General features: G+C 72.7%; 12 protein-coding genes and 1 pseudogene. 6 read left to right on the forward strand and 7 right to left on the reverse strand.

Features of this window, described 5'->3' with window-relative positions; genetic code table 11:
• Positions 1–26: 26 nt before the first annotated feature.
• Together ACZ6B8_RS21055 and ACZ6B8_RS21060 are read right to left on the reverse strand one after the other, a co-directional pair.
• On the reverse strand, positions 27–1,742 hold the full coding sequence (locus ACZ6B8_RS21055; RefSeq protein ID WP_471608149.1) for an Ig-like domain repeat protein: 1,716 nt from the start codon (positions 1,740–1,742) through the stop codon (positions 27–29).
• Between the two features lie 202 nt (positions 1,743–1,944).
• The gene (locus ACZ6B8_RS21060; protein ID WP_471078726.1) at positions 1,945–3,780 is read right to left on the reverse strand and encodes a phosphoenolpyruvate carboxykinase (GTP); all 1,836 of its coding nucleotides are present in this window, start codon (positions 3,778–3,780) and stop codon (positions 1,945–1,947) included.
• Between the two features lie 294 nt (positions 3,781–4,074).
• Here ACZ6B8_RS21060 and trhA point away from each other — a divergent pair, with 294 nt between their 5' ends.
• The 4 genes and pseudogenes from trhA to ACZ6B8_RS21080 all read left to right on the forward strand — a co-directional run bounded on the left by trhA (position 4,075) and on the right by ACZ6B8_RS21080 (position 6,702).
• A complete protein-coding gene (gene trhA / locus ACZ6B8_RS21065; protein ID WP_471608150.1) occupies positions 4,075–4,791 on the forward strand; it encodes a PAQR family membrane homeostasis protein TrhA in 717 nt (238 codons plus the stop codon).
• A 100-nt stretch (positions 4,792–4,891) separates the two neighbouring features.
• Positions 4,892–5,062: pseudogene (locus ACZ6B8_RS21070) on the forward strand (MFS transporter); the annotation flags it as partial.
• Between the two features lie 211 nt (positions 5,063–5,273).
• The gene (locus tag ACZ6B8_RS21075; protein WP_471078721.1) at positions 5,274–5,933 is read left to right on the forward strand and encodes a TetR/AcrR family transcriptional regulator; all 660 of its coding nucleotides are present in this window, start codon (positions 5,274–5,276) and stop codon (positions 5,931–5,933) included.
• A gap of 4 nt (positions 5,934–5,937) precedes the next feature.
• The gene (locus ACZ6B8_RS21080) at positions 5,938–6,702 is read left to right on the forward strand and encodes a Mut7-C RNAse domain-containing protein (RefSeq protein ID WP_471078718.1); all 765 of its coding nucleotides are present in this window, start codon (positions 5,938–5,940) and stop codon (positions 6,700–6,702) included.
• Here ACZ6B8_RS21080 and ACZ6B8_RS21085 read toward each other — a convergent pair.
• Together ACZ6B8_RS21085 and ACZ6B8_RS21090 are read right to left on the reverse strand one after the other, a co-directional pair.
• On the reverse strand, positions 6,674–6,988 hold the full coding sequence (locus ACZ6B8_RS21085) for a hypothetical protein (RefSeq protein ID WP_471078715.1): 315 nt from the start codon (positions 6,986–6,988) through the stop codon (positions 6,674–6,676). The genes ACZ6B8_RS21080 and ACZ6B8_RS21085 overlap by 29 nt on opposite strands.
• Before the next feature lie 49 nt (positions 6,989–7,037).
• A complete protein-coding gene (locus tag ACZ6B8_RS21090; protein ID WP_471078712.1) occupies positions 7,038–9,059 on the reverse strand; it encodes a thioredoxin domain-containing protein in 2,022 nt (673 codons plus the stop codon).
• 113 nt (positions 9,060–9,172) lie between these two features.
• On the opposite strand from ACZ6B8_RS21090, the gene ACZ6B8_RS21095 reads away from it, so the two are divergent.
• Entirely contained in the window at positions 9,173–12,424 is a 3,252-nt protein-coding gene (locus tag ACZ6B8_RS21095) for a tetratricopeptide repeat protein (RefSeq protein WP_471608151.1), read from the forward strand.
• A gap of 60 nt (positions 12,425–12,484) precedes the next feature.
• On the opposite strand, the gene ACZ6B8_RS21100 is transcribed toward ACZ6B8_RS21095, so the two are convergent.
• The 3 genes from ACZ6B8_RS21100 to mca all read right to left on the reverse strand — a co-directional run bounded on the left by ACZ6B8_RS21100 (position 12,485) and on the right by mca (position 14,009).
• Positions 12,485–12,733 (reverse strand): SCO4226 family nickel-binding protein, encoded by a 249-nt coding sequence (locus tag ACZ6B8_RS21100; protein ID WP_471078706.1) that lies wholly within the window; start codon positions 12,731–12,733, stop codon positions 12,485–12,487.
• Between the two features lie 183 nt (positions 12,734–12,916).
• On the reverse strand, positions 12,917–13,129 hold the full coding sequence (locus tag ACZ6B8_RS21105; RefSeq protein WP_471079884.1) for a hypothetical protein: 213 nt from the start codon (positions 13,127–13,129) through the stop codon (positions 12,917–12,919).
• Between the two features lie 19 nt (positions 13,130–13,148).
• Entirely contained in the window at positions 13,149–14,009 is an 861-nt protein-coding gene (gene mca, locus ACZ6B8_RS21110; RefSeq protein ID WP_355804189.1) for a mycothiol conjugate amidase Mca, read from the reverse strand.
• Between the two features lie 135 nt (positions 14,010–14,144).
• Here mca and ACZ6B8_RS21115 point away from each other — a divergent pair, with 135 nt between their 5' ends.
• Positions 14,145–14,576 carry a DUF4307 domain-containing protein gene (locus ACZ6B8_RS21115; RefSeq protein WP_471078703.1) on the forward strand — a complete coding sequence of 144 codons (432 nt, stop codon included), beginning with the start codon at positions 14,145–14,147 and terminating at the stop codon, positions 14,574–14,576.
• The last annotated feature ends 28 nt before the right edge of the window (positions 14,577–14,604 follow it).

The following is a 14,604-nucleotide window of genomic DNA, read 5'->3' on the forward strand; positions in this document are numbered from 1 at the left end:
GCGCCGGCACTGGGGGTGCCTGCCGCCTAGGCGGTGATCTTCACGGTGGCCCGGGCGGACGCGCCCTCGTGCAGGGCGTCGCCCTCGTAACCGACCGCGTACACCGTCCTGCCCTTCCTGCCGGGCAGATCCTTGACGCGGAACGTGCCGTCGGCCGCGACCCGCGCCGCCGTCAGCTCACCCGTGGTGCCGAGCTTGTCGGTGCGCGTCACCTTCAGCTCGATCCCGGACGGCAGCGCGCGCCCCTGGCCCGTGAGCTTCCCGGTGATCTCGACGCCACCCGCGCGGGTCGCCTCGGCGGGCGCGGTCAGCTCGATCGCCGTCGGGGCCTTGGCCACGTCGACCGTGACCCTGACGTCGTCGGCGGGCCGGTGCGTCACGTCGCCGAGGAAGCGCAGCGTGTACGTCGCCTCGCCCAGCCGGTCCGGCACGTCGAGCACGGTGAAGGTGCCGTCGGCCGCGACCTTGGCGTCCGCCACCTCCTCGGTGCCGTCGGCGTCCTCGCGGACCGCGGCGACCTTCACGGGCTCCGCCGGGGCGGGACCGTCCAGCTCCAGCCGGCCGCGGATCCCGAGGGGTTCACCGACGACGGGCTTGCCGGGCGTGGTGGTGAGCGTGCCGGTGAAGCGGGAGTCGTACTGGGCGGCCGGCGGCTTGATGACGTGCAGCCAGTGGCCGTAGCCGTCCGTGGTCACCGCGAAGAGCCGCGAGCCGTCCTTGGCCCAGCCGAGGCCCTGCGGCACGACCCGCGCCCCGTCGAGCTCGCTCTGGAAGGCGAACTCCAGCGGTGTGGTGCCGTCCGCCGGGTCGGCGGGCTGGATGAGCAGGTCGGACACGCTGCCGGAGGCGTCCGCACCGCGCGCCACGTATCTGCCGTCGCCGCTGAACGCGACCGCCGAAGCCTTCGCGCCGGCCGGCAGCGGCTGGTAGCCGGCCGGTGCGTCCGCCAGGTCGGAGGCGTCGAGCAGCCGGGTGCCGTAGGCCGCGTCGGCGACCGCGATCCGCTTGCCGTCGGCGCTCTGGGCGATGTCCTTCAGGTCGAGCGCGCCCTTGCCCTCGGCGTCGGCGAACCGCCGCTGGGGGCCCCGCACCAGGGTGGCGCCGCTCGCGTCGAACGTGGTGAGGAAGGCGTTGGCCGCGTGGTTCGTGCCCGCCTGCCCCATCACGAGCCGGTCCGGCGCCCCGGGGCCGGACTCCAGCCTCAGCCGCCCCGTGCTGTTCCAGCCGGTGCTGACCGAGGAGGTGCCGCTGACCCCGTACAGCAGAGCGCTGTTGTCGGGCCTGTCGCAGTAGGAGCTGCCGGTGTACGGGGTCTCCGTGAACCACGTCCTGCCGCCCGCCACGGCCACCTCACGGCCGCAGGTGACGTCGTAGGGCGTCGTCGCCGCGCCGGTCCTGGCCTGCGTCCCGGTGTCGAACGTCAGGATGCGGTTGGACTGCGAGACGTGCAGGGTCGCGCCGTCCGCGCTGAGCGCCATGCCGGAGGCCGGCTGGTCGGTGGCGAGCGAACCGACGCGCTGCCCCTGGAAGTCGTAGACGAGCACGGCGCTCGCCCCGCTGCCGCCCTTGTCGCCGTCGGTGACGTAGACCCGCTCGTGCGCGTCGTCGACCACCATCGCCCCGAACGAGTGGATCGGCAGCTTCGCCACCTCGTCGGAGGGAGTGGCGGCGTACGCGGCGGGTGCGGTGACGGCGGCCAGCCCGGCCGATCCCAGGGCCACCGCCAGCGCGGCGCCCGTCATCCGCCTTAACCGCTGGGTCTTCCTCAACTGTGCCCCCCACAGGCTCATTTGACGGCCTCTGACGATCAGCGGCCCCCGTGCGGGATCATTGAAACATGTGAGAAGAGTGTGAAGGCAAGGTGTTCGGGATGCGAGCGTGTCACGCGGCCGGGCCCCCGCACGGCGTCGTGCGGGGGCCCGGCCACAAGCGGAACGGCTGGGGTCAGCCCAGGCGCCGCACCAGCGCGCGGTACTCGTCCCACAGCTCCTTGGGCGCGTGGTCGCCGAAGGTGTTGAGGTGCTCGGGGATCAGGGAGGCCTCCTCGCGCCAGACCTCCTTGTCGACCGTGAGCAGGAACTCCAGGTCCTCGTCGGCCAGTTCGAGACCCTCGGTGTCCAGGGACTCCTTCGTCGGCAGGATGCCGATGGGCGTCTCGACGCCGTCGGCCTTGCCGTCGAGGCGGTCCACGATCCACTTCAGGACGCGGGAGTTCTCCCCGAATCCGGGCCACACGAACTTGCCGTCGGCGTTCTTCCGGAACCAGTTCACGTAGTAGATCTTCGGGAGTTTCGACTGGTCGGGCTTGTCCGCGCCGACCTTGACCCAGTGGGCCATGTAGTCGCCCATGTTGTAGCCGCAGAACGGCAGCATGGCGAACGGGTCGCGGCGCAGCTCGCCGACCTTGCCCTCGGCCGCCGCGGTCTTCTCGCTCGCCACGTTCGCGCCGAGGAAGACGCCGTGCTGCCAGTCGAAGGACTCGGTCACCAGCGGCACCGCGCTGGCGCGCCGGCCGCCGAAGAGGATCGCCGAGATCGGCACGCCCTTGGGGTCCTCCCACTCGGGCGCGATGATCGGGCACTGCGAGGCGGGCGTGGTGAAGCGGGCGTTCGGGTGCGCGGCGGGGACGCCCGAGTCCGGGGTCCAGTCGTTGCCCTTCCAGTCCGTGAGGTGCTTGGGGGTCTCCTCCGTCATGCCCTCCCACCAGACGTCGTTGTCGTCGGTGAGCGCGACGTTGGTGAAGACCGAGTTGCCCCACAGGGTCTTCATGGCGTTGGCGTTGGTGTGCTCGCCGGTGCCGGGCGCGACGCCGAAGAAGCCGGCCTCGGGGTTGATCGCGTAGAGCCGGCCGTCCTCGCCGAAGCGCATCCAGGCGATGTCGTCGCCGATGGTCTCCACGGTCCAGCCGCGGACCGTCGGCTCCAGCATCGCGAGGTTGGTCTTGCCGCAGGCGCTCGGGAAGGCGGCGGCGACGTACTTGCTCTCGCCCTTCGGGGGCGTCAGCTTCAGGATCAGCATGTGCTCGGCGAGCCAGCCCTCGTCGCGGGCCATGACGGAGGCGATGCGCAGGGCGTAGCACTTCTTGCCGAGCAGGGCGTTGCCGCCGTAGCCCGAGCCGTAGGACCAGATCTCGCGGTCCTCGGGGAAGTGCGAGATGTACTTGGTGGAGTTGCAGGGCCACGGGACGTCGGCCTCGCCCTCGGCCAGCGGGGCGCCGAGCGTGTGGACGGCCTTGACGAAGAAGCCGTCCTCGCCGAGCTCGTCCAGGACGGCCTGCCCCATGCGGGTCATGGTGCGCATGGAGACGGCGACGTACGCGGAGTCGGTGATCTCGACGCCGATCGCGGAGAGCGGGGAGCCGAGCGGGCCCATGCAGAAGGGCACGACGTACATGGTGCGGCCGCGCATGGAGCCGCGGAAGACGCCCTGCTCGCCCTGGAAGATCTCCCGCATCTCGGCGGGGGCCTTCCAGTGGTTGGTCGGGCCCGCGTCCTCCTCCTTCTCGGAGCAGATGAAGGTGCGGTCCTCGACGCGCGCGACGTCGGTGGGGTCGGAGGCCGCGTAGTACGAGTTCGGACGCAGGGTCGGGTCGAGCTTCCTGAACGTCCCCTTGGCGACGAGCTCCTCGCACAGGCGCTCGTACTCGGCCTCGGATCCGTCGCACCAGACCACCCGGTCCGGCTGCGTCAGTTCGGCGATCTCGTTGACCCAGGAGGCGAGCTCCCGGTGGTTGGTCGGGGCAGTGCCCAGGGACAGGGGAGCCGCGATGTCGCGCGCCACGATTGCTCCTAATCGAGGGGTTTTTGGAATGTATGCCCCGTGGGGGCTGCGACCCGGACGCTTCACGTGTACGAACTTTGGCGCTCATCCGGTGCCGACCGCACTCATTTGATCATCCGACGCGTTTGCCCATCTGTCCAGAGGGCTTCACACCTGAGCGGCGTGAGCATCGCCACTTGTACGGGTACGGGTACGACGGCCCGGATCCGTCCGCTTGGTCCACCGCCCCGGCCCCGGCACCCGCACCCACCTGCCTGATGTGCGACTTACGGCCCCGTAGGTACGATGCCGGGCATGACCGTCCCTGTCCCCGCAGCGAGCTCGGAGCCCGCGGACAACCCCTCGCTCGTCCCGTCCCCGGACGAGATGCCACTCCCCGTCAAACCGAAGATGCGCGGCTGGCTGCACGCCGGCATGTTCCCCGCGGTGGTGATCGCGGGGCTCGTGCTCACCGCGCTCGCGGACTCGCCGCGCGGCCGGCTCGCCTGCGGCATCTTCGCCCTGACCGCCTGTCTGCTGTTCGGCGTGAGCGCGCTGTACCACCGGGGCGACTGGGGCCCCAGAGCGGACCGCGTGCTGCGCCGCCTGGACCACTCAAACATCTTCCTGATCATCGCGGGCACCTACACACCGCTGACGATGCTGCTGCTCCCGGAGTCGAAGGGGCAGTGGCTGCTCTGGGGCATCTGGGGCGCGGCCCTCGCGGGCATCGCCTTCCGCGTCTTCTGGGTCGGCGCCCCCCGCTGGCTCTACACCCCGTGCTACATCGCGATGGGCTGGGCCGCGGTCTTCTTCCTGCCGGACTTCATGCGCACGGGCGGCATCGCGGTGCTCGTCCTGGTCGTCGTCGGCGGCGTGCTCTACAGCGTGGGCGGCGTGATCTACGGCATCAAGCGCCCCAACCCCTCCCCCCGCTTCTTCGGCTTCCACGAGGTCTTCCACTCGCTGACCCTCGCGGCGTTCGTCGTCCACTACGTGGGCATCTCCCTGGTCGCCTACCAGCACGGCTGACCCGACCTCCCCCTCCTCCCTCCCCCTTTCTCCAGTGGCCGCGGCTCTCCAGCCGCGGCCACTTCCGTGTGCGCGGGCCTCGGGCCTCGGGCCGGCGACGATGGCCGGGCAGCTGGACGCGGACACCGGCAAGCAGCAGTGGATGGCGGGCGCCCACGTCGTCGTCTTCGCCGCGCTGATGCTCCCGGCCGGGCTGCTCGGCGACCGGTCCGGCCGCCGCGGGATGCTGATGACGGGGCTCAGGATCTTCCTCGCGGGGTCGCTCGCCGGCCCTCGTCGACGACATCTTCCTGGTCGACGTCCCGATGGCCGCGATCGGCCTGATCGCCTGCCGCTTCCTGCTCTCCCCGAGACCCGCGATCCGCGACCCGCGATCCGAGACCCGCGATCCGCGAGATCGAGGCCTCCGGCCGCGGCGCCGGCGCACCGGCGGACCCGCCTGACCTGGGCAAGGCCCGCGCCGATGGCCGACAATGAGCCGCATGACGGCCGCCCGTACCCCCGCTCCCACCGCCACGCCTCCCCTGGGACTGCGTGAGCGGAAGAAGCTCAAGACCCGCCTCGCCATCCGGGACGCCACGTACCGGCTGATCCGGCAGCAGGGGTACGAGGGGACGACCGTCGAGCAGATCGCGGAGGCCGCGGAGGTCTCCCCCTCCACGGTCTTCCGCTACTTCCCGACCAAGGAGGACATCGTCCTCACCGACGAGTACGACCCGCTCATGGAGAGCGAGTTGCGGGCGCGCCCCGCCGACGAGCCGATCGTGGAGTCGTTGCGGCACGTGCTGCGGCGGGCCGTGGGCCTCGGCTTCGCCGAGGAGCCGGAGGTCTCTCGGCTGCGGACGAAGCTGATGACCGAGGTGCCCGCCGTGCGGGCGCGGATGCTGGAGAGCATGTCGGTCACCGGCCGCATCGTGTGCCGCGTCATCGCCGAGCGCACCGGCCGCGACCCCGACGGCCTGGAGGTGCGGGCCTTCTCCATGGCACTGATCGGCGCGCTCACCGAGACCGCCGCGTACTGGGCGGAGCACGACCACCGGGACGACCTGCCCACCCTCGTGGACCGCACGCTCGACATGCTGGCGGGCGGCTTCACGGGCACGAAAATCCCCGGTGGGAGCGGCCCCGCCATGCCATCCTGACGGCATGAACGGTCCGGAGATCCTCGTCGAATTCGCCCCCGAACTGGGGATTTTCGTCCCGCACGAGCGCAGGGGCGGCCCCACCACGGCGGTGACGGACGGCGCGTCCACGCTCGGGCACGTCGTCGAGTCGCTCGGCGTCCCGCTGACGGAGGTCGGCGCGCTGGTGGTGGACGGCGGCGAGGTCCCCGCCGCCCACGTCCCCGCGGCGGGCGAGCGCGTCAGCGTCCGCGCGGTCCCGCGCCCCCAGCGGGTGCCGGGCGCCCCGCTCCGCTTCCTCCTCGACGTCCACCTCGGCACGCTCGCCCGCCGGCTGCGGCTCCTCGGCGTCGACACGGCGTACGAGAGCACCGACATCGGCGACCCGGCCCTCGCCGCCCGCTCGGCGGCCGAACGGCGCGTCCTGCTCAGCCGCGACCGGGGCCTGCTGCGCCGCCGCGAGCTGTGGGCGGGCGGATACGTCTACAGCGACCGCCCCGACGACCAACTCCGCGACGTCCTCGGCCGGTTCGCCCCCGAACTGCGCCCCTGGACCCGCTGCAGCGCCTGCAACGGCACGCTGCGCCCGGCCACGAAGGACGAGGTGGCCGACCGCCTGGAGGGCGGCACGAAAGGCACCTACGACGTCTTCGCGCAGTGCGCGGGGTGCGACCGGGTCTTCTGGCGCGGCGCCCACCACGACCGTCTCGAAGGGATCGTGGAGCGGGCGCTCGCGGAGTTCGGCGGCACCGGGGCCGGGCTCACGGCTCGTACAACGGCAGGAAGTTGACGACCGGCTCCTCGTACGGATGCGCTGCCCGCACCGCCTCCAGGACGGCGCGGGCCTGCTCCTGCGCACAGACGGACTCCACCCGGCACTCCGCGCCGCGCTGCACGACGCCGACCTCCCCGTCGTAAGGATCCGATCCGGGCAACGGCAGCCAGGTCCCGTTGACGGGCCACCAGCTGGCACACCGCGCATACGTCCCGACCCGCCCCGCACCGGCCGCATGGAGCGCGTCGATGACCCGCTCCACATGACTCTCCGGGACGGCGATCTCCACCTTCAACCGCATGCCTCTCCCTTCCGACGCACCACGTGGCTCATCCGACGCACCACGTGGCTCAGGAGAGCAGCTCCGCCAGGACCGCCGGGTCCGTGGTCGGGGCGTCACAGGTGAAGTCGCGGCAGACGTACGCCGCCGGGGCTCCGTCCACCAGCGGGCGGCCGGCGAGCAGCGGGAGTTCGTCGCCGCCCGCCGGACCCGCCGCGACCACCGCGCCCGGCGCCGTGCCCAGCAGCGCCGTGCGGTGCAGGTCGCCCAGGACCTCGCCGACCACCGCGACCTCGCGGGGGCCGTCGAGCGCGGCCTCCGCGACGGCGAGGCCGTGGCCGATGAAGCGCGGCACACGCGGACCGAGCGCCTTGACGATGCCGAGCGCCCGCTCCGCCGCGGTCCGGTGCGGGGCGGCGCCCGTCTGGGCGGCGTACGACAGGAGCGCTCCCGCGGCCGCCGTCCAGCCGGAGGGCGCCGCGTTGTCCGTGGGGTCCTGCGGGCGGCGGATGAGCCGCTCCGCGTCGCTCGCCGTGTCGTACAGCGCGCCGCTCTCCGCGTCCACGAACTGCGCGAGGACGTGGTCGAGGAGGAAGCCGGCGAACTCCAGCCACACGCCCTCGCCGGTCACCGAGGCCAGCGCGAGGAAGCCCTCGGCGACATCGGCGTAGTCCTCCAGGACGCCCGCGTTGGCGCCGGCCCGGCCGTCCTTGGAGGTGCGGGCGAGCCGCGCGCGCTCGTCCATGTGCAGCCGGACGAGGAGGTCGCCCGCGCCGACGGCGGCCGCGATCAGGTCCGGCCGGTCGAAGTACGCGCCGACCTCGGCGAGCGCGGCGACCGCGAGGCCGTTCCACGCGGCGACCACCTTGTCGTCCCGCCCCGGCGCGGGCCGCCCGGCGCGCGCCGCGAGGAGCCGCTCGCGGATCGCCGAGAGCCGCGCGGCGTCCGCCGTGGGCCCCTGCTCCCGCGGCAGCCGCAGCACGGAGGCGCCCTTCTCGAAGGTGCCCTCCTCGGTCACGCCGAAGCAGGTCATCGCGAGCTCCGCGTCGTCCTCGCCGAGGACCTCCCGCAGCTGCGCCGGCGTCCACACGTAGTACGCGCCCTCGACGTGCTCGCCCGTCACCGGGTCCTCGCTGTCCGCGTCGAGCGCGGAGGCGAACCCGCCCTCGTTCGTGCGCAGTTCACGGACCATGAAGTCCGCGGTCTCCAGCGCGACCCGGCGGGCCAGGTCGGAGCCGGTGGCCCGCCACAGGTGGGCGTAGGCGCGGCACAGCAGCGCGTTGTCGTAGAGCATCTTCTCGAAGTGCGGCACGGTCCACTCGCGGTCCACGGAGTAGCGCGCGAAACCGCCGCCGAGCTGGTCGTAGATGCCGCCGCGGGCCATCCGCTCGCAGGTGTCGGCGGCCATCTGCAGCGCGCCCTCGGCGCCGGTGCGGGCGTAGTGCCGCAGCAGGAACTCGACCGCCATGGACGGCGGGAACTTGGGCGCGCCGCCGAAGCCGCCGTGCGCCGCGTCGTAGTCGCGGGTCAGCCCGAGCAGCGCCTGCGCCAGCTCGTCCTCGCCGGGCCGCCCGTCGCCCTCGTGCGTGAGCTGCCGCTCCCCGAGGTCGCGCACGATCTTGCCCGCGACCTCGGCGACCTCACCGCGCCGGTCCGTCCACGCCCGGTGCACGCCGTCGAGGACCTGCGCGAAGGAGGGCATGCCGTGCCGGGGCTCCGGCGGGAAGTACGTACCGAAGTAGAACGGCTCGGCGTCGGCGGTGAGGAAGACGGTCATGGGCCACCCGCCCTGCCCCGTCGCGGCCTGCACGGCCTCCATGTAGACGGCGTCGACGTCGGGCCGCTCCTCCCGGTCGACCTTGATGTTGACGAACTTCTCGTTCATGAGCGCGGCCGTCGCGGCGTCCTCGAAGGACTCGTGGGCCATGACATGGCACCAGTGGCAGCTGCTGTATCCGACGCTGAGCAGCACCGGCACACCGCGCTCGCGCGCCGCGTCGAAGGCCTCGGCCGACCACGGCCACCAGTCGACGGGGTTGTCGGCGTGCTGCAGGAGGTAGGGGGACGTCTCATGGGCCAGTCGGTTCGGCATGCCCCCATCCTCGCGCACCCGACCCCCCGATCCACGGACGCCCTCGCGTCCGCGACCCGTACGCAGGACACTTGTCACCGCAGACAACCGTTGATCTCGGAGGGGGAACCCATATGCGGGACAGCCATCGGGCCGAGGCCGAGCGGCTGTTGGTACGGGCCGTCGAGGAGGAGGTGCGGCGTTCGGGCGGGCGCGTCGACGGGGGCGTCCTGCTCTCGCGGGCGCGCGGCGCGCTGGACGTCATGGCGCAGACGGCGGCCGAGGAGTACGAGACGTACACGGGGGCGCTGGACGCGGCGCAGACGGGGCAGCTCACCTTCGGGCAGCGCTTCGCCCGCGAGGGCGCGGGAACTCCCTTACTGGTGGCGGTCGTTGCCGCCATCGCCGCCGGGGTGAGCGACCTGTCGTTCGGCACGAGCGCGGGCACCGCACTCGGCACCGGTGTGGTCGTCGCGGTGGCGGGCGCGGCGGCGGCCGTCCTGAAGGTGACCGCCTCGCACGTCCCGGCGGCCAGCCGGCGCGCGGGCGAGCTGAGCCGGCCGGGCGGCGCCGAGCAGCTGCGGCTGCAGTGGCTGACGGCGCTGGAGGTGCGCGGCATCCGGCCCTTTCTCGACCAGCAGCGGGTCCTCGCCGCCTCCACCGGCACGCGGAAGGCGAACAAGTCGGCGCCCCAGCTGCGCGGCACGGACAAGAGCGCGGCGGCGCGCCGGCGCAACGTACTGCAGCAGTCCTTCACCCAACTCCCGGAGACCACCGGCTCGTTCGTGGGGCGCAGGGCGGAGCTCGGCCGGATCGCGCAGTGGGTGCACGCGGCGCGCGCCAGCACCGACACCCGGCCCACCGTCGTCGTGCTGCACGGCGTGCCGGGCTCGGGCCGCACCTCGCTGGCGGTGCGGGCCGCGCACGATCTGCGGGACCAGTTCCGCGGCGCGTGCGTGGTGGACCTGCGCGGCGCCGCCCCGCAGGACACCCCGTTGTCCACCCGGGACGCCCTGCTGCATCTGCTGAACCGACTGGGCGCCCCGCGCGAGCAACTGCTGTTCCGGGAGCGTTCCTCGCCCGAGCAGCAGGTCAAGCGGCTCAGCGAGCTCTACCACCAGTATCTGACCGGCCTGCCGGTCACGATCGTGCTGGACGACGCCGGTGACGTCGAGCAGATCCGCACGCTGATCCCGGAGCGCTCCGACAGCCTCGTCCTGGTCACCGCCCGCGAGCCCCTGGAGCTCCCCGCCGACCTGCCCGCCTGGGTGCACCGGCTGCCGGTCGAGGCACTGGACGAGGCGGCCACGGAGCAGCTGCTCCGGGAGGCCGCGGAGGACCTCTCCGGGCCCTACGACGCCGAATCCGGAGACGCGGTACGGGAGTTGTGCGGCGGGCTGCCGCTGGCGCTGCGCGCCGCCGGCTCCTCGCTCGGGCCGCGCACACCACGCTCTCTCGCCGCCGACCTCGCGGCCTACGGCCCCGCCGACAAGGTCGGCCCCGTCGAGCGGGTCCTGTGGCTGCGCTACAGCGACCAGTCGGAGCCGGCCAGGCGGCTGCTGCGCCGGCTCGCGCTCGCCGGGCGCGCCTCGCTCGGCACGTCCGCCGCCGCGGCGCTGCTCGGCACGGACGAGCAGGAGGCGGCCCGGCAGCTGACCGCGCTGTCCCGCGCGGGCCTGGTCGACCGGCCGCGGCCCCGGGGGCAGACGGACGGCGCGTCGCCCGCGGCCAGCCGCTACCGCCTGCACGATCTCGTGCGGTCCTTCGCCCGCGCCCGGCTCCTCGACGAGGAGGAGCCCGCCGAGCGGACGGCCGCGCAGGAGCGCCTCATCGCCAGCTACGGCGAGCTCGCCGACACGGTGATCCGGCTGGTCGACGGCAAGACGTCCACGCGCGCCGACCAGTTCGGGCAGCACGGCTTCACCTCCCTCGACGCGGCGCTGCGCTGGCTGGACGACGAGTCGACGTTCATCACGGCGGCGCTGCGGCACGCGGAGGGCGTCGACCAGCGGGCGGTGCTCAACCTCCTGGGCGCCCTGTGCGACTACTGCCTGCTGCGCGGCGACCTCTACCGCCTCGGTGAGATCAACGAACTCACCCAGGCCATCGACCAGGGGCTGCTCGGCCGCAGCGTGCAGTGGCGCACCGGCATCGCGGCCCGCCAGCTCGGCGAGCTCGACCAGTCCCGTACGACGCTGAACTCCGTCGTCGACCTGTACTTCGAGGCCCACCAGGACGCGGCCGCCGCCCGCGCGCTCGGCTCCCTCGGCATCACCCTGCACCACCAGGGCAACCTGACGGAGGCCGCGGCCCGGCTCACCGAGGCGCTGGAGCTGCAGACCGCCGAGGAGCTGGCGGGCGACCGCGCGTGGACGCTGCACGCGCTCGCCGCGGTCGAGCGGGACCGCGCCCACCTGGCGCACGCCCAGGACATGCTGGGGACCGCGCTCGCGCTGCACCGCGGGAGCGGGTCGGTGCACGGCGAGGCCTGGACGCACTTCCAGCTCGGCCAGCTCTGCCTGCGGATGGGCGACGTACCGCGCGCGGAGCAGGAGCTGCGGGACGCCCTGGAGCTGTACGGCCGCACCCACGACGCGCGCGGCGAGGCGTGGGCCCTCACCCAGCTGGCGCGGGCCCGGCTCGTGGACGGCGACCCGTCCCCCGCCGTGGACGGCCTGCGCCAGGCGGTGTCCCGGCACCGCGACAACGACGACGCGCGCGGCGAGGCCTGGTCCCTGTACTACCTCGGTCAGGCCCTGGAGGAGACCGGCGACCTCGACGAGGCGGTGCGCGACCTGGAGCGGGCCCGCACGATGTTCTCCCGGATGCGGGACGTGTACGGCCTGGCGTGCGCCCGGCACCACTCGGCGCGCGTCACCCGGGACCAGCGCGCGGCCCGGACCGGCTCGCTGCGCAACTCCGGCTTCGCCCGCCAGCTCCTGGTGGACGCCCGCGCCGACTTCCAGCGCATCGGCGTCGCGCACGGCGAGGCCTGGACGTGCCTGGAGCTCGCGGTCGTGGACGCGGGCAACGCCCGGGCCCAGCAGGCGCTGTCCCTGTGCGACGAGGCCGTCGGGCTCTTCGACTCCTACGGGGACCGGCGCGGCGGCGACTGGGCGCGCTTTCTGCGCTGCACCCTGCTGCCGTACGGCGCGCCGGGCGGCTGGGAGATCGGCACGGCGGTCGCCCAGGAGGAGCTGAGCCAGCTGGCCCGCGCCGACCATCCGACGCGCGACGGCAAGCTCACCGACTACGTCCAGGCGTACGGCCTGCTCCTGGAGCGCGGTGCCGAGCTGGAGACGGGCTGGCAGGCCTGGCGCCTCGGCATGGTCCCGGGCCGGCACGCGCGGGAGGTGATGGGCGTCGACGTGCCGCAGCCGAGCTGACCCGAGCGGCGCGCCCGGGGTACACCCACGCGCACCTGGGCGCACCCGCCAGGCCGCCGTTCACACGCTCAGCGGCACCTCGTGGACCTCGTCGGCGCGGTGCCCGGCGCGTTCGTGGATGCGCTGGACCGCGTCGGCCGAAGGGGCCTCGGAGAGGCAGTAGACCGTGCCCGACTCCGGGTCCGCCCAGGCCTGCTCGAAGTGCACGCCCTCTTCCTTCTCGATGGCGAGGTCCGCCTGATGGGCCTGCTTCAGCTGCTCGGCGGTGATCCCCGCCATCCCGTGGTGGACGTCCATGTACCGGGACATGGCGTCGCACCCCCTTCCGATCGCCTCGTTCCGGAGGCCCGGAACCACCGGCCCGTGCCGGCACCGGCTCCGCTCCCTCCATCGTGCGCCCGCGGGGCGGCGGGAGCGACCGGGGGCCGCAGGGAGGGAGTGGCAGAAGCGAGGGGGGGGGAGGCGGCTGCCGCCGCTGCGCAGAGGCGGCGGCTACTTCTCCTGGGAGACGGACTTCCCCTGGGAGACGGACTCCGTCTCCGGGGTCTCCGGCTCCTTGAAGTCGACCTTCCGCATGTGCTTGTTCATCGACTTCATCAGGCCCCAGACGGCCAGGGCCATCACCGCGAAGACGATGAAGCCCAGGACGCCGGGAGTCACCTTGTCGTCGTCGACCTCTTTGGCGAGAGGGACGAGATGCGTCATTGCCAGATGTGCGTTCACGCTAGGCATTGTCGCGGATGCCCGCAAAGAGGTCGTCCTCGGGGAGGGACGTATCGACGAGCGACTTCGCGAGCTCGTACTCCTCCGTGGGCCAGACCTCCTTCTGGATCTCCATCGGGACGCGGAACCAGCCGCCGTCGGGGTCGATCTGCGTGGCGTGCGCGATCAGCGCCTTGTCGCGGATCTCGAAGAAGTCGGCGCACGGCACGTGCGTGGTCAGGGTGCGCTCGACCCGCCCGAACTCGTCCCAGCGCTTGAGCCAGTCCCCGTAGGGCGACTCCAGACCCCGGTCGATCATGGCGTGGTGCAGCGCCTCGGTGCGCGGCCGGTTGAAGCCCTGGTTGTAGTAGAGCTTCTGCGGCTGGAAGACCGGGCCGAACTCCGACTCGGGGTACTTCTCGGCGTCCGCCGCGCCGTCGAAGGCCACCATCGAGATCTTGTGGGTCATGATGTGGTCGGGGTGCGGGTACCCGCCGTTCTCGTCGTACGTCGTGATGACCTGCGGACGGAACGAGCGGATCTGCCGGACCAGCTCACCGGCCGCCTTGTCGACGTCCTGCAGCGCGAAGCAGCCCTCGGGAAGCGGCGGCAGCGGGTCGCCCTCGGGCAGGCCGGAGTCGACGAAGCCGAGCCAGTCCTGCTTGACGCCCAGGATCTCGCGCGCCTCGTCCATCTCCTTCCTGCGCACCTCGTGGATGTTCTCCTGGATGTAGGCGTCACCCTGGAGCTTGGGGTTGAGGATGTCGCCGCGCTCGCCGCCCGTGCAGGTCACGACGTGTACGTCCACCCCCTCGGACACGTACTTGGCCATGGTGGCCGCGCCCTTGCTCGACTCGTCGTCGGGGTGGGCGTGAACGGCCATCAGTCGCAGCTGCTCAGTCAAGACTCGATCCTCAGGTTGTGGGCGCCCTCGTTCATCCGGCGCAACGGGCGGCTTCTATAGTGACGGAACCGGGGGGCGGAAAATTCCGGCATCCCCTGTTTCTGGAGGACGATCATGGCGGCGGTGGGCTCGCAGCTCCCCGAGGGGCGTCCCGGGGACCTCCCCGAGGGCCGGTACGGCCGCTCGCGCACGGCCGACGAGGCCGCCGACCGCAAGCTGAAGATCATCGGCTCGGTGCTCGGCGTGCTCCTGCTGGGTGTCGTCGGCTGGTTCGGCTACGACTACATCGCCGGTACGAAGATCAGCGGCGAGGTCATCAAGTTCGACGTCGTCTCCGAGCACTCCGTCGAGGCCCATCTGGAAGTGCGCAAGGACGCCGGCGCACGGGGGTACTGCACCCTGCGCTCGCAGGCCGAGTCCGGCAACGAGGTGGGCCGCGCCGACTTCCGCTTCGACCAGCACAAGGACCGTATCGACAAGGTCGTCACGCTGCGTACGACGTCGAAGGCCACCAACGTCGAGCTGCTCGGCTGCCACTCCGACTGACGCCGCCGGGCTTTGCCGCACTCACCTG

The sequence above is a fragment of the Streptomyces sp. NPDC041122 genome (assembly GCF_055592445.1).